Genomic DNA, 22218 nt, shown 5'->3' with positions numbered 1-22218 from the left:
AAGTTATGAATAAAGAGGTATGGGGAAAAGGACTTATGTATAGAATTAATAAACGGATGTTTTAGCATAATTGAGGTGGTTATATGGGGTTATCTGTAAGGAACATCGTCAAATTACCAATCCTGCAAACCTCTAAAATTAAATCAGGGAAAGAAATGATGGATAAAAAGCTTGTTGAATGGATTTCAGTTATTGAAGTACCAGTGGAAAACTTTGTACGAAAAAATGAATTTGTTCTTAGTACTGGAATTGGATGTGAAGGTGATCCAGTATTACTAGAAGAATTTGTGAAGGATATTATTGATTCAGGTGCATCTGCTTTAGCTTTTGCAACAGGGAGGTATATTTACGATATTCCTGACCGAGTAATACAATTAGCTCAAGATCACCAATTAATTATTATTGATGTTCCATGGGAGGTTCGTTTCAGTGATATTCTTCATAACGTTTTACAGGAGATTAATAAAGATAAGCAAGGGGAACGACAACTAGCAGAGGATGTTCGTCAAGAATTAATTAACTGTGTTCTCCATGGTAAAGGGCTTCAAGATATTGTTAATACATTATATAAACATATAAAAATATCAATAGCAATAATAGACGATGATCTGTTAGTTCGTGCAAATAAACATTTTCCTAAGGAAATTTTACGTACCCTATATGATAATGAATCCGATAAAATTCAACCAATTCCCCAATCAGATATTTTACATCATGACCACCCTTTATTTAATCAGTTGGAAGAAATAATGATAGAAAACCAAATGTGCTATCAAATTCCAATAGTTAATAATCATCATAAACAAGGACATATTCTCGTACAACCTAAAGATAGAGAAAAGCTTACTTCATTTGTCATGAATGTGTTAGATCATGCACTTACAGCATGTGCTCTGTATTTTGTAAAAGAAAACGCAATTGAAATGACGGAAGTTAGACTGAAGGATAATTTTATTTTAAATTTGGCCAAAAAGCATACAGATGTTACAAATCAACTCATTTCTAAAGCACAACTACTGGGATATGATTTAACGAGGCCATATATTTGTATAGTTGGCCATATCACCCATCAAAAAAAATATAATAAAAAAAAGACTACAAAGGATAGTCCGCCTACCTCTTCATTACAAAGTATGAATTACTATATACAGAAAGAAATTACGTCTGCAGGAAAATTACTACATCGTCGTACGATGGCTAGTTTTGATGAAAATGAAGTAATCATCTATTTAGAAGCAGATAATCACCCCTATATGGAAACTGCTAATCAATTTTTAGATGTTATAGAAAGAAGATTATACAATCTTTTATCGGGAATAGATTTAACATGGGGCATTGCTACACACAAAGATGGACACTATGCTTTTTATAATAGTTATGAGGAAGCAAAAACAGCGCTAGATATAGGGAAACAGCAAAACGGGATAGGAGAAAGGACTTTCTTTAGTGATACACGAATTAATCGCTTGCTAATGGCTCTATCAGATAAAGCTGAAATTGCTGAAATTGTAAGAGATACGTTACAGCCTTTATTAGATTACGATAAAAAAAGACAAACAGATTTAATTTATACCTTTATGATATACAACAAATATAAAGGTAATGTGAGTCAAACGGCAAGGGCTTTAAACTTACATCGACAATCTCTTCTTCACAGGTTAAGGAATATTGAATCACTAACACAAATGTCTTTAGTGGATTCAGATGATTTATTTTTATTAGATCTAAGCGTTCGAATATGGATGTTAAAAAAAATTGATTAGATTATCTCACATAGAAAAAGGTGACTTAAAGGTGTAATAAAGCCATTAAATCACCTTTTTTCCTATTTTTCACCTTAAAATATAAATTTGTATAAAAACCCTGACAAAAGTTCATACAATTTGAACATTACCTTATAACAATTTTTTTAATACTGTATAAGTAACAAGAGTTTAAATTTTCTGAAAATTGGAAGGAGGGAACCTCAGTGCTACCATTTGATATTTTGGAATATCAAAAACGTTTAAAGGAAACGAAAAAACGAATGGCTGATAAGGGGATTGAGGTTTTACTAGTAACAGATCCTGCCAATATGAATTATTTATCAGGTTATGATGCTTGGTCCTTTTATGTTCATCAAATGTTAATCATTATTGACGAAGAACCACAACCAATTTGGATAGGGAGATACCTAGATGCAAATGGAGCAAAAGAGACTACATGGATATATGAAGAAAATGTTATCCCTTATCCAGACTATTATGTACAATCAACAACATTACATCCAATGGATTTTATTGGAGATATACTCACGGAAATTGGTCATGGTAATAGATCCATCGGCGTTGAAATGGATAATTATTATTTTTCAGCAAAAGCATATGAACGGTTAAAGACAAAACTTCCAAATGCAACGTTTAAAGATGGCGATCTACTTGTTAACTATGTTCGCTTAATAAAGTCTGATCAAGAAATTGAATATATGAAGCGAGCAGCAAAGATTGCAGAGCAAGCCATGTATAAGGGGATAGAAAGTATTCAAGCAGGTAATAGAGAGTGTGATACTGCAGCACAGATTTATTATCATATGCTGTCGGGTACAGAAGAATATGGGGGAGATTATCCAGCTATCGTTCCTTTATTACCATCGGGAGAACGAACATCAATCCCTCACCTTACGTGGACAGATAGGAAATTTCAAGAAGGGGACGCTGTTATTATTGAATTAGCAGGATGCTATAAACGCTATCATGTTCCAATTGCAAGAACAGTAACGATTGGCAATCCATCAGATAGGCTACAGCAAATCACCCCTATTGTCGTAGATGGAATTAATGAAGTGCTACATCAAACAAAGCCAGGGATGACCTGTGGTGAGGTAGAACGGATTTGGCGAGAAAGCATTAAAAAGCGAGGCTACGAAAAAGAAGCTCGGCTTGGTTATTCCATTGGCTTAAATTATCCACCTGATTGGGGAGAGCATACGGCAAGTTTACGGAAAGATGATGACACAGTACTCAAACCAAATATGACTTTTCACTTTATTCCTGCATTATGGTTTGACAATTACGGTATAGAGATTAGTGAGTCGTTCCGAATAACAGAAAATGGTTGTGAAACATTTACGAATTATCCTAGAGATTTAATCATTCAGCCACCTTTCAGAATGAATAAACAAGGAGGGAAAATTAGTTAATAAATCATAAAAAATGGAGGGGATCACTAATGAAAAAACCAAGAAAATCAACTGAATCCATTTGGGCAGGGGAAAGAGATTATCTTGCTTTCGGAGCTACACAGGTTCCAGTGGTTCACAGTGTGTCATATGGCTATGATGATATGGATGAATGGTATGAAGTAGCAATCGGTAATAAAAAAGGCCACATATACGGAAGAAACACGAATCCAACAGTAGAAGCATTTGAAGAGAAGATTAGAATTTTAGAAAATGCTGAAGCTTCTACTAGCTTTTCAACAGGAATGGCGGCAATAAGTAATACGCTAGGAACACTATTGTTCCCTGGAGATCGAATTGTATCTATTAAAGATACGTACGGTGGAACAAACAAAATATTTACGGAATTTTTACCGAAGCAAAAAATTGAAGTTGTCTTATGTGAAACGGGAGATCATGAAGCTATTGAAAAAGAAGTTGCGAAGGGTTGTAAAGTATTATATCTAGAAAGTCCAACGAATCCAACAGTAAAAATAACAGATATTGAACGAATGGCGAAGGCTGGTAAAGCTGTTGGGGCAACAGTTATTGTGGATAATACGTTTGCCACTCCAATAAATCAAAATCCATTAGCATTAGGTGCTGACTTAGTCATTCATAGTGCGACGAAATTTTTAGGTGGCCATGCAGACGCATTAGGTGGGTCTGTATGTGGATCAAAGGAATTGGTAGAAGCCATTTATCATTATCGAGAAATTAATGGTGCAACATTAGATCCGATGGCTGCATATTTATTGCTACGAGGGATGAAAACGTTAAAGCTTAGAATTGATAAGCAATGTGAAAATGCAATGAAGATTGCAAACTATTTAAAATCCGTAGATGTGGTGGATGACGTCTTTTATCCAGGCTTAAAGGAACATCCTGGCCATGATATAGCAAAAAAACAAATGAGTAATTTCGGAGGTATGCTTAGTTTCTCCGTAAAAGGTGGAGTAGAAACGGTACGCCATTTACTACCAAAATTAAACTATGCGAATCGTGCAGCTAATTTAGGATCTGTTGAAACGATAGTTGGACCTACTAGAACCACAAGTCATGTGGAATGTACACCAGAAGAACGAAAAGCAATGGGAATTCCAGAAAGCTTAATTCGTTACTCTGCCGGAATAGAGGATGTTGAGGATCTAATTGATGATTTAGAGCAAGCTTTTCATGCACTTCCGAAATACTTATTTATGAATAGCTAATAGGAGGTGCTTCCTTGAATTTGGAAAATGAAGAGCTTGTTCAACGTTCGAAGGAATTAAAAAATAGCTTAATAGCCTGGAGACGTCATTTTCACAAGTATCCTGAACTTAGTTTTAGAGAGAGAAGAACAAGTGATTTTATCCTAAATATACTAAACTCTTTAGGAGTATTTGAGATTGAAAGAAATATTGGAGGGTATGGAATCGTTGCGACTATTAGAGCTAGTAAGGGTCCTGTAATAGGAATCAGAGCTGATATGGATGCATTGCCTATACAAGAAGAAACGGAAGAAGATTATCAATCTGTTCATCCGTACGTCATGCATGCATGTGGTCATGATGCTCATATGGCAATCCTATTAGGGGTAGCGCATTTAATTGCTGAGGATGCGAAAGCTGGAAGGCTGAAAGGAACGATAAAGCTTATTTTTCAGCCAGCAGAGGAGAACGGAGATGAAACTGGCTTAACAGGGGCTCCATATCTCTTGCAATCCGGTGCTATTGATGATGTTGAACAAATTATTGCTCTCCATGTCTGCCCTTGGAGAAAGACAGGAGAGCTACAAATCAATCGAGGACCTAGCATGGCAAATATAGATAATTTTTCTTTAACAATTAAAGGAGAAGGTGGTCACGGAGGATACCCTCAGCAAACGAAGGATCCAGTATGGATTACGTCCTTTATATTACAGGGAATATATAGCTTAATAAGCCGAAAAGTAAACCCAATGGAGGTTGGAACAATTAGCATTGGTCATATTCACGGTGGATCCGCCTTTAATGTTATCCCTGAAGAAGTAAAAATAAGCGGTACTATTCGTTCATATCGGCCACATATCCGTAAACAACTTATAAACGAATTACGTGGAGTAGCGGAAATAGCAAATACGTTAGGTGGAGAGTATGATCTAGAAATTGAATATGGTGAACCAGCACTATTTAATGATCATTGGATAACGAATGTGTTGGTGGATTCAGCATATAAGCTTTATCCTAAGATGAATATACATGAGGGACCTTTTGGCATGGGAGGAGAAGACCTCGGTCATATTACAGAAAAAATTCCAGGAGCAATGTTTTTTCTAGGGTGTGGAAAGAATTCAAAGAATGATGCTGTTCTACACACACCAACGTTTAATCTAGATGAAGAAGCTTTACCAATTGGTGTTTCCTTATTAATGGAATGTGCACATCAGCTTATGCAAAGGAAGGAAAATTAAGGGGTGGTGTGATTGCGTACAAAAATTGCTTTTATTGGTTTTGGAGGAGTAGGTCAGACTTTAGCGAAGCTCATCTTAGAGCAACAGGAAGATTTGAAAAGTAACTATCATATTAAACCAGAGATTGTTGCAGTGTCGGATGTCATGAAGGGTTCCATTTATCATCCAGAAGGCTTACGAATTGATGAATTGTTAGATTGTGTCGAAAAACATGGGAATGTTGAATACTATGAGGATGAACCAGGACTTACTAAAGGCTGGAATAGTTTAGAAACGATAAAAAAATCAAATGCTGACTTAATTGTGGAAGTAACGTTTACGGATGTACAAACAGGGCAACCGGCAATTGATCATTGTAAAGCAGCTTTTGAAAATGGGAAAAGTGTTATTACGACAAACAAAGGTCCTGTAGCATTAGCCTATAATGAGCTATCGTCTCTTGCAAAAAAGCATTCTGCATTTTGGGGATTTGAAGGGACGGTGATGAGTGGAACACCAGCGTTAAGAATGCCGGTAGAAACCTTGGCTGGTAATGAAATTTCAGAAATTAGAGGAATTCTTAATGGCACAACTAATTTTATTTTAACGGAAATGGAAAAGGGGGAATCTTATGAAGCTGCATTGAAAAACGCACAAAATTTAGGCTATGCAGAAGCAGACCCTACAAGTGATGTTAAAGGGTATGATGCAAGGTACAAGGCTTGTATTTTATCTAATTATATAATGAACACACCAATTAAATCAGATGATATTCCTTGCAAAGGTATCGACGGTATAACGAAGGAAATGGTGGAGGAAGCAACAAAAAATAAGAAAAAATGGCGTTTGTTAGCAAAAATTTCAAAGAATGAAGGTTTAGTGAAGGCATCGGTTCATCCTGAGTTAATTAATGATAACGATCCATTAGCAGGAGTTACAGGAGCCACCAATGCTATCGTATTTGATTGTAACCTTGCTGGAGAAATTATGTTGACAGGACCAGGTGCTGGACTTGTAGAGACGGGGTATTCACTATTAATAGATTTGATTCACTATGGCAAGGAGAAGCATAACACCGCTATGAAATTATAAAGGAGAGTGGTGCATCATGCATACAGAAGTAATATCAGAGAAGATGTTGCTAGCAGGAGAGTGGATGAATTCTGAACAAACGTTTGATGTTTATAATCCTCAGGATAATCGTCTTATTGCAAAGGTTCCATTAGCAACAAAGGAAGATATGCTGTTAGCCATCGAAAAGGGGGCAGCAGTATACGAGAATAATATGGAATGGCCAATTCATAAAAGAATGGAGATATTAAATAAAGCTGCAGATTATATACAACAGAATAGTGATATGTATGCCAATACGATTGCATTAGAGGGTAGTAAAACGATAACAGAAGCACGTGGAGAAGTGAAGCGAACAATACAGACGATACGAATTAGTGCGGAAGAAACACGCAGGATACAAGGTGAGACAATTAATTTTGATCAAAATGAAGGAAGTGAAAATCGAGTAGGCTATCACTATCGTTTTCCTATTGGATTAGTTGGTGCAATTACCCCCTTTAATGATCCGTTGAATCTTGTAGCCCATAAAATAGGGCCAGCAATCGCAGCTGGTAATCCAATTGTTGTAAAACCAGCTTCCGTAACTCCATTAAGTGCTCTATTACTAGGAGAAGCATTTACGAAAGCTGGATTACCTAAAGGTTATCTATCTATCATTCCAGGTTCAGGTCGTGAGGTTGGAGAAACCCTTATTACTCACCCAGCAGTGAAGATGGTTTCCTTTACAGGCGGCTTAGAGACAGGTAAGAAAATTGCCCACCAAGCTGGGCTTAAAAAAGTAAACATGGAGCTTGGTTCTAATTCACCGGTCATTGTTTTGAAAGATGCAGATCTGTTTGCAGCAGTTAAATCATGTGTGTCTGGTGCCTTTTCAGCAGTTGGGCAAAATTGTATTGGAGTGCAAAGAATTTATATTGAGAAGGATATTTTCCCAGAATTTTTGGAGCTTTTTAATGAATTAACCTCTCAACTTAATGTGGGTGACAAAATGTTGGAAATAACAGATGTTGGCCCAATGATCAAGGAGGAGGAAGCCAAGCGTGTTGAGTCTTGGGTGTTAGAAGCATTAAATGAGGGGGCGAAGCTACACGTTGGCGGAAAACGTTTTGGTTCCTTTTATGAACCGACAGTATTATCTAACGTCTCCGAAAATTCTAAAATTGCTAATGAAGAGGTCTTTGGTCCAGTAGTTATTCTGTATCCTATAGATAGCTTAGAGGAAGCGGTGGAACGTTCTAATAAAGTGGATTATGGGTTACATGCAGGAATATTTACGAAGGATGTAGATAAGGCTTTCTATTCAATACAACACTTAAATGTAGGTGGAGTAATGGTTAATGATAGCACGGATTATCGTATAGATTCCATGCCATTTGGTGGAGTAAAAGGGTCGGGTCTAGGAAGAGAAGGGGTTCGATCATCCATTGAAGCAATGACAGAAACGAAAGTAGTATGCTTTAAATTGAAGGGAATTTGATGTTATTATTAAAGAATATAACCAAATGTTAGATAGAATAATGTGGTGCAAGGATAACTGTGGGTAAAGCGATGTAGTCTCTATTAAGATCCTACATCGCTTTTCATCTGTTTTATTCAAAATAAACTGATTACTAAAGGAGCAATATTATAGTCTGTACATTAATAATATAAACAAATAGAAATGAAACAATAAGATTTTAGTTCAGGAGGTTGCGAAGTGTTAAAAAACATAGAAGGACTGCTAATAGATTTAGATGGGACAATTTTTAAAGGGGAGCAATTAATTCCAAAGGCAGAGGAAGCCATCACTTATTTTCGTTCATTGAATAAAAAAGTAGTTTACTTAAGTAATAGGGGAAATATCTCAAGAAAAATGTGCTTACATAAGCTTCTTCAACATGGAATAAAGACAGTAGAGCAAGATATTATCTTGTCATCAACCGTAACAGCTTTATTTATAAAAAAACATTACCCTTTTGGTTCTGTGTGGATCCTTGGGAATGACGGGTTGAAAGAAGAAATGAAGACGTACGATGTTGAATTAGCCAACATCCCAGAGGAGGCTGATTTTTTAGTCATTACTCTTCATGATGATATTCATTATTCTGAGTTAAATTTAGCATTTAAAGCGGCAAAGCATGGTGCAAGAATCATTGCTACAAATAGCGATAAAATGTATCCTAACGAAAACGGAAGTGCCATAGATGTGGCTGGGATGATCGGTGCAATTGAAGCAACAACGGGAAGGAAAACAGAGCTAGTAATAGGGAAGCCTTCCTGTTTTATGATGGAAGCAGCTCTAGAGCAATTAATGTTACCTGCAAATAAATGTATGATCATCGGTGATAGTCTAGAATCAGATATTGCTATGGGAAAGCTACAAGGTATGAAAACAACTCTAGTTCTATCAGGGAATACTTCGACAGACATGATTGATTCAGTACATAAGAAAAGGCGTCCAGATTATATAGTGGAATCTATTTTTGATGTAAGATAAAGGGTGCTAATCATCCCTCATGCTCCGTTACGGAATCGGGGATTTCGGTTCGTACTGTTCCACTGGAGTCGTCCTCCTTCACTACAGAAGCTGTAGTTGCTGATCTTCCTGAGCTAGAAGGTGCTGGAGGCGGAATGGGCGGCATGATGTGTTGACCGATCACCCCCTTGATGTATAAGGGTTTTGGAGTGATTTGCTAACAAAATGCTAACATTAAGTATATAAAAGAGGCTTCTCATTAGTTGGTTAAACTATTGAGAAGCCTTTTTATCTTTATTGTTAGAAACAAATTAAGACTGCTTTAGCCTTTAAGGAATGAAGTAAATATAGTTTTTGTGCTTTTGTATATCAGTATCATGACTAATAGAACAACACATATCGGGTGTTGTTTAAAACTAACATACGTGGAATAATAAATGATGAAATAAATAGTAAAGAGTTCTACATTAAATAGCCTTGTTAATTCAATTCTCGTATAACTTGAATAAACTATGCAAAAGTCTTTCGTCAATTATAATGTAAACTATATTACGTAATGTTTATTTCTTTAGTTTAATATTGTTAAATTAAGAACAATCTTGGCTACACTAGAGTTAAAGATTTTAATGGTTGGAGTAGCCTTATGGATATTCAAGAACAGCTCAACCAAGCTTTAAAAGAGATTGATAGATTAAAAAAAATAAAATATACAATTAAAAAAGGAGATCTATATAGCACAAGGTCGTAGTAAATTCTATAGTCGTACATCTAATATAACAAAAAACGAGAATGATTCTACTCTTAAGAAAAAGTAGCGATTCATTATATATGAACATTTTTTTGAGGTAGAAGATATTCTATTTAATCAAAAATTTGATTAAAATTGGTTTAGAAGATATATTCAGAGCACGATGATATTCTCAATTTATTTATATGTTTCAGTGTGAGAGGTGAAGCAAATGTTTGAACAAATTAATCAAAAGAAGCAACATCTAGATGCCAATCGACCGTTACCTAAATACACAGTAAAAAGCTTACGTGAGAAGTTATTACTCGAGTGGACATATAATACAAATGCAATTGAAGGAAACACGTTAACAATTAACGAAACGAAAGTTGTTCTAGAAGGAATTACTGTTGGCGGTAAAACGATGCGTGAACACTTGGAGGTTCTTAATCATCGGGATGCCATCAATTATGTAGAGGAGATTGTACAAAAGGGTGAACCGTTGTCGGAGTGGCAAATTAAGAAGCTACATCGACTTGTACTAAAAGGAATAGATGATGAATATGCAGGTGTATATCGGGACCAGCAAGTTTTTATTTCTGGTGCTAAACATATACCTCCAGCTTCCTTCCTCATAAAAGATGAGATGGAGCAGTTGATGGCATGGTATGAACAATCAGAAACGATAAAATTGCATCCCGTTGCTCGTGGAGCTATGTTACATGCTATTTTTGTTGGAATTCATCCATTTATTGATGGAAATGGGCGGATCTCACGTTTGTTATTAAATTTAGAACTCATGAAAGAGGGTTTTCCACCAATTGTAATTAAAGTGGATAATCGCCTAGCTTATTACGAAGCATTAGACAAAGCGCATACACAAAAAGAATATGATGACTTTATTAAGTTAGTCACAATCGAAGTAGAAGATTCATTAAACCTCTATTTAAGTACAATAAATAAAAACACTTAACAAAGTATACCTTTATATGGAAAGGTGGGCATGATACCCTTGCAGGAATGCGAAACACCTACTTACTGCATGCTTTCGCAAAGAGGTCATGTCCGTAGAGGCTCCATATCAAGCCTGTCCTCATCACAAATATTCAGCTGTAAAGTTTGTGAAATTCTCCATATTTAAGTGGCTTAAAAAGTATTGTGAAATGGTTCGCTTTTCAATTACAAAATACAAACGATTGAATAAGGAGGGGGAAAATATAGCTGATATTTTTAATCAAGATATCCTTATCGTTCTTTATTGTCTGTTACTTTTGTATATAAATGTCACTTATTTGATAGATTATTCGTATATCCAAGAAAAGCTTAAAAATATATCAAACGATGAAATTGAAATCAATATTGGGGGCTTCCGTGTAATATTTTTGAGGTTAGCCTTTCAGTTTATTAGAAGTTGGTTAATATACTTTATTACTTATCCATTAGTAGGAACTCCATTTATTATAATACTTTTGTCTATTTTTATTATTGTGGATAGTTATGACGCTATTTATCATTTTAAAGTAGAGAAGATACGGAAAAGTAAGATCCCATTAATAAGGTCTATCTTTGATACGATATTCGTTTTTATTTTTATGGTCTATTATATTGTGAATTTTGTTTTATGAAATCATCTGATAAATCTCAAAGTTTTCTAGAACACCTCTTTCACTAGCTCTGCATAGTGTGTTCTGAAGCTTCATCGGTCGAGACATCTCGTAGTGAATTCGTGAAATGAATACTGGTGACAGGAGTCGCACCTTTTTACTCCTGAAGGATTTATATATTCAGTTAGCTTTAAATAAAAATTAAAATTTTTGTTGACTATTTTTTTTTAATCCTTTAGAATTTAAAACAACAAAAAAAATAATATTCTTACTCTTATCTAAGATATTGAGGGATTTGGCCTAATGACTTCTCGTCAACCTTGTATTTATTCGTAGGTTCTTATTCCAGTAGAATAGTTATTCTGAAAGGTAAGGGGTATGACATACATCTTTTGTTACCCACTAGTCATCCTCTAAAAAAAAATAAAATAGGATCGGTTGTTTTTTTATATCTTTAAAACATAGTAAATGGGTAAGAATTACATGTTTTATAGACATTGAAGGTTAATGGTGACGATGGTGTGTAACCCTATGGAGAAGGTGTGTGATTGAGACATGGTACTAACAGCTATTGCTATAATAATCGCTTTGTTTTTTGCAATGAATATTGGAGCTAGTGGTGCAGCGGCAACGATGGGGCCAGTTTATGGGAGTGGAGCTATAAAGAATAAAAGGTTGGTACTCTGTCTAGTAGGATTGGGTGCAATGCTCGGTGCAGTGATTGGAAGTGGGCAAGTAATTAAGACAGTAGGAGAAGGGATAATTCCTACTAGCATTTTAACTGTAGAAATTGTTTTAGTTATTTTAATAGCTGCCACATTAACCTTATTTATAGCAAATGTTATTGGTATTCCCTTATCCACTAGTGAAGTGACCATTGGATCCATCGTTGGTGTCGGAATAGCATTTCAAGCACTATATGTAAACAACGTATTAATAATTGTTTCTTTTTGGCTTATCATTCCTTTAGTAGCATTTGGTATTGCATTTGTAGCAGGGAAAGTTATTTCCGTTATGGAAAGACGCTGGCCTCATTTAAAGGGGAAGGGAAAATGGAAAACGTATCTCGGTATTTTAATGATTGCCACTGGTTTCTTTGAAGCCTTTTCTGCAGGGATGAACAATGTTGCTAATGCCATAGGCCCGTTAATAGGAGCAAGTCTTATAGGGGAAACAGCAGGCATTTGGCTTGGAGCTATATTTCTTGCGTTAGGTGCAATTTTTCTTGGAGGTAGAGTACTAGAGACGAATGGGAAAAAAATTACGTCACTCTCTTTGCTTCAAGGAACAGCGGTATCAGGAACAGGTGCTAGTTTAGTAGTGATTGCTTCTATTTTCGGTATACCAGTTCCGTTAACACAAGCGACCACATCAGCCATTGTTGGTATAGGTACTGCAGAAAATGGATTTGAACTTTGGCAGAAAACGGTGATTAAGAAGATTATTAAAGTATGGATAGTCTCACCTGTTATGTCACTTGTTGTATCTTACAGCTTAATACATATGATTTTAAATCCAAATCCTTATATTATCGTAATTGTTATTAGTATCTTCGTAACGACTTTTGGTTCCATTAGTCTTTATCAATCTATAAAAGAAGAAAAAAGGTCAGTGCATGACGAGGGAGGAGGCATATAAGTATGAAGAAGAATATTCACACTCTTTCTTATAAAGTAAGTATGGAAGAGGACTATAAAAAGATTAATGAGGTTCTTGCTAAGAAGGACACAATTGGAGTTTTGAGGTGGGCATATGAGCAATACGACAATGACTTAACGTATGCTTGTAGCTTTGGTGCGGAAGCGATAGTATTGCTTGACTTAATTAGTAAAGTTAAGAAGGATGCTAGAGTTGTATTTTTAGATACTCATCTTCACTTTAAAGAAACGTACGAATTAATCCAAAAGGTAAAAGAGAAGTATCCCGAGCTACAAATTGATATAGCTGAATCTGAGTTATCACTAGAGGAACAAGCTGAAACGTATGGAGAAAAACTTTGGGAGTCAAACCCTGATTTATGCTGTAAGCTTAGAAAAAATAAGCCGTTAGAAAAAGCTTTATCAGGAAGTAAAGCTTGGCTAACAGGATTAAGAAGAGAACAATCTCCAACAAGAGCTAATACTCAATTTGTAAATAAAGATGATAAATTTCAATCAATTAAAATTTGTCCTCTCATCCATTGGACATGGGATGAAATATGGCAATATATAAAGCTCTTTGACTTACCGTATAACGAGCTTCATGACAAAGGTTATCCTAGTATCGGATGTAGTAAGTGTACATTCGCTGTAAAAGAAGGGGAAGACTTACGGGCTGGTAGATGGTCTGGACTAGATAAAACAGAGTGCGGATTACATTCAAAATAAAAATTTAAAATGATAAAAGGAGTGGATGACATGACACTAAGTCAACCTCATGGAGGAAAACTAGTAAATAGAATTGATTTAAATTATGACGTAACAAACCTAAATAAAGCAATCGAGATAGATAAAATGGCTTTATCAGATTTAGAATTAATCGCAAACGGAGCTTATAGTCCTATCAATGGATTTTTTGGGAAAGAGGATTATGAGAGTGTCATCCATCAAATGAAGCTGAAGGACGGTAATGTATGGAGTATACCAATAACATTACCAGTATCGCCAATTCAGTCCTCAGATTTAAAGGTAGGGGAGAAAGTTAAATTAACCTTTGAGGATGAGGTTTACGGTGTGTTGGAATTACAAGAAATTTATGAACCAAATAAAGAAGTGGAAGCAGAAAATGTCTATAAAACAACGGAGTTAGCTCATCCAGGTGTGAAAAAACTATTTGATAGAGGATCAGTCTACTTGGGAGGACCGATTACATTAGTGAAAGTACCTGAAAAAAGTCAATTTGAATCCTTTTATTTGTCTCCTATTGAAACGCGAAAAGCCTTTGAAAATCGGGGCTGGAAAACGGTAGTGGGCTTCCAGACTAGAAATCCAGTTCACCGTGCTCATGAATACATTCAAAAGGCTGCTTTAGAAATTGTAGATGGTCTATTTTTAAATCCATTAGTAGGGGAAACGAAATCAGATGATATTCCTGCTGATGTGCGAATGGAAAGCTATCAAGTTTTACTAGAAAACTATTATCCAGAGGATCGTGTTTTCTTAGCAGTTTTTCCGGCAGCAATGAGATATGCTGGGCCGAGAGAAGCGATTTTTCACGCAATGGTACGTAAAAACTATGGATGCACACATTTTATAGTAGGCCGAGATCATGCAGGTGTTGGTGATTATTATGGAACATATGATGCTCAATTGATTTTCCGTCATTTCACAGATGAAGAGTTAGGGATTACACCGTTATTCTTTGAACATAGCTTTTATTGCAAAAAGTGTGAAGGGATGGCATCGACAAAAACATGTCCGCATGGCAAAGAAGATCGTGTCATTTTATCAGGGACGAAGGTAAGAGAGATGCTTCGTAATGGGGAAACACCTCCACCAGAATTTAGTCGAAATGAAGTCGTTCAAGTCCTTATTCGCGGAATGAAGGTGACAGTATGACACAACAAGCAGCAACAAACATCTATTGGCACGATACAGCCATTACAAAAGAAGATCGTCAAAAATTGAACAATCATAAAAGCTGTACCATTTGGTTTACAGGTCTTTCAGGTTCAGGGAAGTCTACTTTAGCAAATGCAGTGGAAAATCGATTACATGAATTAGGAACACGGAGCTATGTTTTAGACGGAGATAATATTCGTCACGGCTTAAACAATGATTTAGGCTTTAGTCCCGATGATCGCAAGGAGAACATTAGGAGAATCGGAGAAGTCTCAAAGCTATTTGTAGATGGGGGATCAATTGTCTTAACAGCGTTTATTTCGCCTTATAAAGATGATCGTAAAGTTGTAAGAGACCTCCTTGATGAGAATGAATTTTTTGAGGTTTATGTAAAATGTTCTATCAGTGAATGTGAAAAAAGAGACCCTAAAGGACTTTATAAGAAAGCAAGAAATGGTGACATTAAAGAGTTTACGGGAATAAGTGCCCCTTATGAAGAGCCAGAGAACCCAGAAATAATTGTTGAAACAGACCGCTTTTCAATAGAGGAATGTGTGGACCAAGTAATTATTAAACTAAAAGAACATTCGATTATCTATTAATTTCTTGATAAACTAGAGAATGGTAAGAAAGAATCTCTATAATGTAAAGAAAGAATGAGGAGGAAAGAACGTGTCTTATACAAAGGTCTGGGAAAACAATGAAAAATTAAGTAAAGAAGAAAAGCTTAAATTAGAAAAAGATGGTTTAGAAATATTAAATGATATACCGAAATATGCAGAACAAGGTTTTGATTCCATCCCACAGGATCAATGGAACTTATTTAAATGGGCAGGACTTTATTTACAAAAGCCGAAGGAAGCAGGCTACTTTATGATGAGAGTTAATGTTCCTTCTGGTATTTTATCCAATGAACAAGCCCTTGTCCTTGCTAATATTGCTAAGGATTACGGTCGTGACGTAGTTGATATTACTACTCGTCAAGCAATTCAGTTCCACTGGCTTGAAATTGAACAAATTCCGGATATATACAAAAGACTAGAGAACGTTGGTTTATCTTCAGTAGGAGCTTGTGGAGATATTATGAGAACAATCGTAGGTAATCCATTAGCGGGTATTGATCGCAATGAATTACTAGATACGAGAGAAATAGTAGAAGATATTTATTGGTATTTCCAAAGAAATGAAGAATACTCGAACCTTCCAAGAAAATATAAAATTTCCATTTCTTCAAATGTAAACAATGCACAAAATGCTGAAATAAACTGTCTCTCTTATGTACCAGCAGTGAAGGAAATTGATGGTGAGGAAGTTGTTGGATTCCACGTGTATGTTGGAGGTGGGTTATCTTCTAAGCCATATTTAGCGCAAGAACTTGATGTTTTTGTGAAACCTGAAGAAGTAATGGAAGTTACAATTGCTGTAACTAAAATTTTCAGAGATATGGGCTACCGTGAAAAAAGACACCGTTCCCGTCTAAAATTTTTAGTTGCTGATTGGGGTGTAGATAAGTTCAAAGAAGAATTGTTAAAGTATGTTGACCTTCCATCTAAAGGAACAAACCGCTTTGAAGAATGGAATGCTGGTTATTTTTACGGTGTTCATAAACAAAAGCAAGAAGGGAAAAACTATATTGGATTTAACGTACCAGTTGGTCGTTTAAGCTCTGACGAATTAATCGAGCTTTGCCGTATTTCAAAAGAGTACGGAAGTGGAGAAATTCGTACTTGTAATTCCCAAAACGTTGTTATCCCTGGTGTTGATGATGATAAGGTGAATGATGTACTAAAGGAAAAAATCTTTGAACGGATAACAGTGGAACCGAATAAATTTATAGGCTATTCCGTTTCCTGTACAGGTATTGAATATTGTAACTTAGCACTAGTTGAAACGAAGGAAAGAATGAGAATGATTGCGGAATATTTAGATGAAAAGCTTTCATTAGATTTACCGATTCGTATTCATATGGTAGGTTGCCCTAATTCATGTGGGCAAAGACAGATTGCTGATATTGGGCTACAAGGAATAAAGATGAAGACAAAAGATAAGAAAATGGTTGAAGCATTTGAGATTTATGTTGGAGGAACACTGACGCATGATGCAATGTTCAATGAAAAATTAAAAGGAAAAATTCATGCAGAGGATTTAGACAATGTTCTACTACAACTATTAACATATTTTAAAGAAGAGAGAGAAGAAGAAGAAAATTTCCATGCGTTTTTCCTTCGAGTAGGAAAAGACTCCTTACAAGCAAAGTTAGATGAGATATTAAAAGGTGTAGCAGCATAAATTCATGCTTCATCTCTAAATAAAAGTGAAGAGGTATACTATGACTATTTTTCGGTTTGAAGCTGTCATTAATAATGATCGTACTGTAGATATTATTATTGCAGCAGAGGATGAAGAGTCTGCATTTAAGTTAGCAGAAATGGAATTAGAACGACACTATTTAAAATTGCCTGTAATTGATGAACTTACTCTATACGAAAAGAGAAAGATATCAAAAGGTGGAGGCTTCGTCTTAGAACGAGAAAATTTAGAGAATAAGTGAAGTATTAGATGGAGCTAGGAGAGGAGAATAGATGGTGAAACAAAGAGGTATTGTATATTTTGTTGGTGCAGGCCCAGGAGATCCTAAGCTTATCACTGTTAGAGGGGCTGAAGTACTAAAGCTAGCCGAAGTCATCGTATACGATCGGTTAGTAAACCGTGAATTATTACAGTATGCATCAAAAGAAGCTAAATTAATCTATTGTGGAAAAACTCCTAGTCTTCCTTCTGTTACACAAGAAGAGATAAATAGTATTATTGTATCCCATGGTAAGCGAGGGAAAACGATAGTGAGATTAAAAGGTGGAGATCCTACTATTTTTGGTAGAGTAGGAGAAGAAGCAGAGCAATGTGTAAATAATGATATTCCATATGAAATCATTCCAGGAATTACTTCAGGAATAGCAGCACCTGCTTATGCTGGGATTCCTCTCACCCACCGTGATCTTAGTGCATCACTTGCTATTGTTACTGGTCATCAAAGGAATGATGGAAAAGAAAGAGAAATTAATTGGAGAGCACTTGCAACTGGAATAGATACGGTTGTCTTTTACATGGGAGTTAACAATCTCAGTTTAATCCAAAAAAAATTAATAGAATATGGTAGAAATTCTAAAACTCCAGTTGCCTTAATTCAATGGGGAACATTAGATAAACAGCGTACGTTGGTGGGGACTTTAAGTAATATACAAGAACAGGCTGTGAAAGAAAATTTTAAATCTCCAGCAATCATTGTTATTGGAGAAGTCGTATCCTTAAAAGAGAAACTAGCTTGGTTTGAAGAAAAGAGTAATCCTGAAGCTCTTTTAAATGAAGCTGTAAACTTATAAGTAGTATGCATAAATGTAGTGTTTGGAAGGAAGTAGTGCACTTTGAAGAATGGCTCTGTTAAACCTTGTTGTTACACTATATAACATAGCCTTATTAATAAATATATTCCAATTAGGAGGATGATGAAGATGACAGAAGTACTTAACAGACCAAAGGTAGCGAAGAATTTAACAGAATTAATTGGGAGAACACCGCTTTTAAGATTAAACGATATCAGTGATGAAACTGGTGCAGAAGTTCTTGGGAAATTAGAGTATTTTAACCCATTAGGGAGTGTAAAGGATCGTATTGGTAACGCTATGATCACTGCAGCAGAAGAGCAAGGCCTTATTCAAGAAAATACAGAAATTATTGAACCAACAAGTGGTAACACTGGTATCGCCCTTGCATTCGTTTGTGCTGCAAAAGGATATTCCTTAACCCTTGTAATGCCTGATACAATGAGTATTGAACGTCGTAATCTCCTTAAAGCCCTTGGTGCAAAGCTTGTTTTAACGGAAGGTGCAAAAGGAATGAAAGGTGCTATTGCTAAAGCAACAGAACTAGTTGATGAAACTCCAAATGCATTTATGCCGCAACAATTTTCGAACCCTGCAAACCCTGAGGTTCACCGTCAAACAACAGCTGAAGAAATTTGGGCAGATACTGATGGAAAAGTAGATATTTTAATTAGTGGTATTGGTACTGGTGGTACAATCACCGGTGTTACAGAAGTACTAAAAGAACGAAACCCTGAATTTAAAGCAATTGCAATCGAACCAACTGATTCACCAGTATTAAGTGGCGGATCACCTGGACCTCATAAGATTCAAGGGATTGGACCAGGGTTTGTACCTGACGTTTTAAATACAGAAATATTCGACGAGGTTGTTAAGGTATCAAACGACGATTCATTTAAGGCGGCACGTTATATTGGTAAATCAGAAGGATTATTAGTAGGAATTTCATCTGGTGCAGCTATTCATGCAGCTAAAGAAATTGCCCAACGTCCAGAGAATAAAGGGAAAACAATTGTAACGATCCTACCAGATACTGGTGAAAGATATTTATCAACTGTATTATTCCAAGAAGAGGAATAATTAAAAAGTTCATCTGGACCGAAAAACATATCGTAATTGCGTACGAAATGAAGAAGGGACAGATATGCACGTATTTTGTTCAGGTAATAGTTTAATAAAATATAAGATTATGAAAATTGTATTTATTTGTTATTGACGTAAAGCTAAATAAAACTTATAATCGTTTTAATTAAAAATTTATAGGACTCTTATCAAGAGAGGTTGAGGGATCTGGCCCAATGACACCTCGGCAACCATTGAATGCATTCATTCAACAGGTGCCAAATCCAGCAGAATTTGTCATTCTGAAAGATGAGAGGTCCCGGCAGGCATTTAATTAACGATCCTATCGACGACCTCTTTTCATGAAGGGGTCGTTTTTTGTTTAATTATTTTGTCTTTAGTAGCAAGGGGGAAGAAGAAGTGGGCAAAGAAAAGGAAGGCAATCATTATTGTATTGGTACAAAGCTGGTGCAAGTTGGTAATCGCAGTGATCATGTGACAGGTGCAGTAAATCCACCAGTTTATTTTTCAACAGCATATTCACATAAAGGAATTGGTGAATCAACTGGGTATGATTACACTCGAACAGGAAATCCAACGAGACATATAGTGGAAGATGCTATTGCAGATTTAGAAAATGGTGATCAAGGCTATGCCTGTAGTTCTGGTATGGCAGCAATACACACTATTTTCGGTTTATTTAAACAAGGAGATGAAGTGATTGTTTCTCAGGATTTATATGGAGGAACGTATCGATTATTTGAACAAATTTTAGATAACTATGGGATTGTTTTTCATTACGCTGATATTCGTTATCCAGAAAAATTTGAAGATTTGATTAATGAAAATACGAAGGCACTATTTATTGAAACGCCTACTAATCCATTAATGCAAGAAGCAGATATTGCTGTTTATGGAGAAATGGCAAAAATAAATGATGTACTTTTAATTGTTGATAACACGTTTTATACACCTTTAATCCAACAGCCTATCAATGATGGTGCTCATATAGTTATTCATAGTGCTACGAAATACTTAGGTGGACATAATGACGTACTAGCTGGTTTAATCGTTGCTAAAGGAACGGCACTATGTGAAAAACTAGCTATGCTCCATAATGCCATTGGAGCAACATTAGGATCTTTAGATTCTTGGTTACTCATTAGAGGGATGAAAACGTTAGCCTTAAGGATGAAAAAGCATGAAGAGAATGCTAAGTTCATCCAGGAATTTTTAGAAAATCATCCTCAAGTTCATGAAGTTTTATATCCTGGCCGTGGAGGAATGATTTCATTTAGAGTTCATGATGAGAATATAATCAATCCATTTTTACAGCAATTGAAATTAGTTACCTTTGCTGAAAGCTTAGGTGGTGTAGAGAGTTTTATAACATATCCGGCAACTCAAACGCATGCAGATATACCAGAGGAAATACGGATTAAAAATGGTGTTTGTAATCGTTTATTAAGGTTTTCTGTTGGGATTGAAGAAGTTACTGATTTACAAAATGATATTCAACAAGCATTTGAGCTTGCGGTGAAGGGAGCAGTATCCAATGAGTAATAATAATTTTGAGTTTGGTACCCGTTTAATTCATAATGAACATTCTGTCGATAAAGATTCGGGAGCAGTAAGTGTCCCTATCAATCATACATCCACTTTTCATCAATTTGATTTTGATTCCTTTGGTAAATATGATTACGCACGTTCGGGGAATCCTACAAGGGAAATTTTAGAGGATACGATTGCTCACCTAGAAGGTGGAACGAGAGGATTTGCCTTTGCCTCTGGAATGGCTGCCATTTCAACTGCATTTCTTCTTCTCTCTAAAGAGGACCATGTCCTTATATGTGAAGATGTATATGGAGGAACCTTCCGCCTTGTCTCGCAAGTGTTGCATCGCTTTGGTATTGAGCATTCATTTATTGATACAACCGATCTAAATAAAGTGAAGGAAAGCATAAAAGAAAACACAAAAATGATTTATGTGGAAACACCTTCAAATCCACTTTTAAAGATTACTGATTTAAAAGAAGTTTGCAGAATTGCAAAAGAAAATGGGTGTTTAACGTTTGTTGATAATACATTTTTGACTCCAGCACTACAAAGACCATTAGAATTAGGAGCAGATATTGTTCTGCACAGTGCTACAAAATTTTTATCTGGTCACAGTGATGTAGTGGCAGGTCTTGCTGTAGTAAAAGATGAAAAGCTTGGAGAACAATTAGGATTTTTACAAAATACATTTGGTGCTGTATTAGGTGTTCAAGACTGTTGGTTAGTATTAAGAGGATTGAAGACTTTACAAGTACGGTTAAAGCAATCACAAGCATCTGCACAAAAAATTGCAGAGTACTTAGAAACTGTTCCTGAAGTAAATCACGTATATTATCCAGGTCTAAAAAACTATGCTGGTGGAGATATTCATTTCAAGCAGTCAGATGGACCAGGAGCTGTCTTATCTTTCCGTTTAGATAATGCAGATACAGTTCGAACATTCGTAGATCAATTAAAAATTCCAGTATTCGCTGTTAGTCTTGGTGCAGTAGAATCTATTTTATCGTATCCAGCAAAGATGTCTCATGCTGCAATGCCGAAGGAAGAACGGGAGAGTAGAGGAATTCATGATGGATTATTAAGGCTATCTGTTGGATTGGAAAGTGTGGAAGATTTAATTGAAGATTTTGAGAATGGTTTTGAAAAAATAAGATTGAAAAACAAGAAAAAGGAAAAACAATTTAATTAAAAACGAGAGTAGAGGAGCCATTACA

At 35.8% G+C, this 22218-nt stretch carries 20 protein-coding genes and 1 riboswitch; of the genes, 19 read left to right on the top strand and 1 reads right to left on the bottom strand.

Features of this window, described 5'->3' with window-relative positions:
* Positions 1-83: 83 nt before the first annotated feature.
* The 7 genes from QA612_RS10100 (at position 84) to QA612_RS10070 (ending at position 9156) form a co-directional block, all read left to right on the top strand.
* Positions 84-1763 carry a PucR family transcriptional regulator gene (locus tag QA612_RS10100; protein WP_278283693.1) on the top strand — a complete coding sequence of 560 codons (1680 nt, stop codon included), beginning with the start codon at positions 84-86 and terminating at the stop codon, positions 1761-1763.
* Between the two features lie 206 nt (positions 1764-1969).
* Positions 1970-3178 carry a M24 family metallopeptidase gene (locus tag QA612_RS10095; protein WP_278283692.1) on the top strand — a complete coding sequence of 403 codons (1209 nt, stop codon included), beginning with the start codon at positions 1970-1972 and terminating at the stop codon, positions 3176-3178.
* A gap of 29 nt (positions 3179-3207) precedes the next feature.
* Positions 3208-4407 carry a cystathionine gamma-synthase family protein gene (locus QA612_RS10090; RefSeq protein WP_278283691.1) on the top strand — a complete coding sequence of 400 codons (1200 nt, stop codon included), beginning with the start codon at positions 3208-3210 and terminating at the stop codon, positions 4405-4407.
* Between the two features lie 14 nt (positions 4408-4421).
* Positions 4422-5627, top strand: a complete 1206-nt coding sequence (locus QA612_RS10085) for a M20 metallopeptidase family protein (protein ID WP_278283690.1) — start codon at positions 4422-4424, stop codon at positions 5625-5627.
* 12 nt (positions 5628-5639) lie between these two features.
* Positions 5640-6698, top strand: a complete 1059-nt coding sequence (locus QA612_RS10080) for a homoserine dehydrogenase (RefSeq protein ID WP_278283688.1) — start codon at positions 5640-5642, stop codon at positions 6696-6698.
* 16 nt (positions 6699-6714) lie between these two features.
* Positions 6715-8157: an aldehyde dehydrogenase family protein gene (locus tag QA612_RS10075; RefSeq protein WP_278283687.1), complete on the top strand. Its 1443-nt coding sequence runs from the start codon at positions 6715-6717 to the stop codon at positions 8155-8157.
* Positions 8158-8376: 219 nt separating this feature from the next.
* Positions 8377-9156 (top strand): HAD-IIA family hydrolase, encoded by a 780-nt coding sequence (locus QA612_RS10070; protein ID WP_278283686.1) that lies wholly within the window; start codon positions 8377-8379, stop codon positions 9154-9156.
* Positions 9157-9166: 10 nt separating this feature from the next.
* Here QA612_RS10070 and QA612_RS10065 read toward each other — a convergent pair whose 3' ends face one another.
* Positions 9167-9301 carry a hypothetical protein gene (locus tag QA612_RS10065; protein WP_278283685.1) on the bottom strand — a complete coding sequence of 45 codons (135 nt, stop codon included), beginning with the start codon at positions 9299-9301 and terminating at the stop codon, positions 9167-9169.
* A 793-nt stretch (positions 9302-10094) separates the two neighbouring features.
* On the opposite strand from QA612_RS10065, the gene QA612_RS10060 reads away from it, so the two are divergent.
* From QA612_RS10060 to metC, 12 genes are all read left to right on the top strand, one after another.
* Positions 10095-10835 (top strand): Fic family protein, encoded by a 741-nt coding sequence (locus QA612_RS10060; RefSeq protein ID WP_278283684.1) that lies wholly within the window; start codon positions 10095-10097, stop codon positions 10833-10835.
* An 88-nt stretch (positions 10836-10923) separates the two neighbouring features.
* Entirely contained in the window at positions 10924-11487 is a 564-nt protein-coding gene (locus QA612_RS10055; RefSeq protein WP_278283683.1) for a hypothetical protein, read from the top strand.
* Between the two features lie 534 nt (positions 11488-12021).
* Entirely contained in the window at positions 12022-13104 is a 1083-nt protein-coding gene (locus QA612_RS10050; RefSeq protein WP_278283682.1) for an inorganic phosphate transporter, read from the top strand.
* 2 nt (positions 13105-13106) lie between these two features.
* Complete coding sequence (locus QA612_RS10045; RefSeq protein WP_278283681.1) at positions 13107-13832, top strand: phosphoadenylyl-sulfate reductase; 726 nt, start codon at positions 13107-13109, stop codon at positions 13830-13832.
* A 30-nt stretch (positions 13833-13862) separates the two neighbouring features.
* Complete coding sequence (sat, locus tag QA612_RS10040) at positions 13863-15002, top strand: sulfate adenylyltransferase (protein WP_278283680.1); 1140 nt, start codon at positions 13863-13865, stop codon at positions 15000-15002.
* Positions 14999-15607 (top strand): adenylyl-sulfate kinase, encoded by a 609-nt coding sequence (cysC, locus tag QA612_RS10035; protein WP_278283679.1) that lies wholly within the window; start codon positions 14999-15001, stop codon positions 15605-15607. The genes sat and cysC overlap by 4 nt, the downstream gene beginning before the upstream one ends.
* 70 nt (positions 15608-15677) lie before the next feature.
* A complete protein-coding gene (locus tag QA612_RS10030; protein ID WP_278283678.1) occupies positions 15678-17294 on the top strand; it encodes a nitrite/sulfite reductase in 1617 nt (538 codons plus the stop codon).
* Between the two features lie 40 nt (positions 17295-17334).
* Entirely contained in the window at positions 17335-17556 is a 222-nt protein-coding gene (locus QA612_RS10025) for a DUF3906 family protein (protein WP_278283677.1), read from the top strand.
* A gap of 31 nt (positions 17557-17587) precedes the next feature.
* Complete coding sequence (gene cobA, locus QA612_RS10020) at positions 17588-18385, top strand: uroporphyrinogen-III C-methyltransferase (protein WP_278283675.1); 798 nt, start codon at positions 17588-17590, stop codon at positions 18383-18385.
* Between the two features lie 129 nt (positions 18386-18514).
* Entirely contained in the window at positions 18515-19465 is a 951-nt protein-coding gene (cysK, locus tag QA612_RS10015; protein ID WP_278283674.1) for a cysteine synthase A, read from the top strand.
* Between the two features lie 185 nt (positions 19466-19650).
* Positions 19651-19763: riboswitch (SAM riboswitch) on the top strand.
* A 104-nt stretch (positions 19764-19867) separates the two neighbouring features.
* Complete coding sequence (locus QA612_RS10010; protein ID WP_278283673.1) at positions 19868-21010, top strand: methionine biosynthesis PLP-dependent protein; 1143 nt, start codon at positions 19868-19870, stop codon at positions 21008-21010.
* Entirely contained in the window at positions 21003-22193 is a 1191-nt protein-coding gene (metC, locus tag QA612_RS10005; RefSeq protein ID WP_278283672.1) for a cystathionine beta-lyase, read from the top strand. Before QA612_RS10010 ends, metC begins: the two co-directional genes overlap by 8 nt.
* Positions 22194-22218 lie beyond the last annotated feature (25 nt).

Origin of the sequence: Evansella sp. AB-P1 (assembly GCF_029688925.1) — a bacterium.
In the GTDB taxonomy this organism is placed as follows: Bacteria; Bacillota; Bacilli; order Bacillales; family Salisediminibacteriaceae; genus Evansella.
The sequence above is the reverse complement of the archived record's forward strand: the minus strand, read 5'-3'. Positions and strand labels throughout refer to the sequence as shown.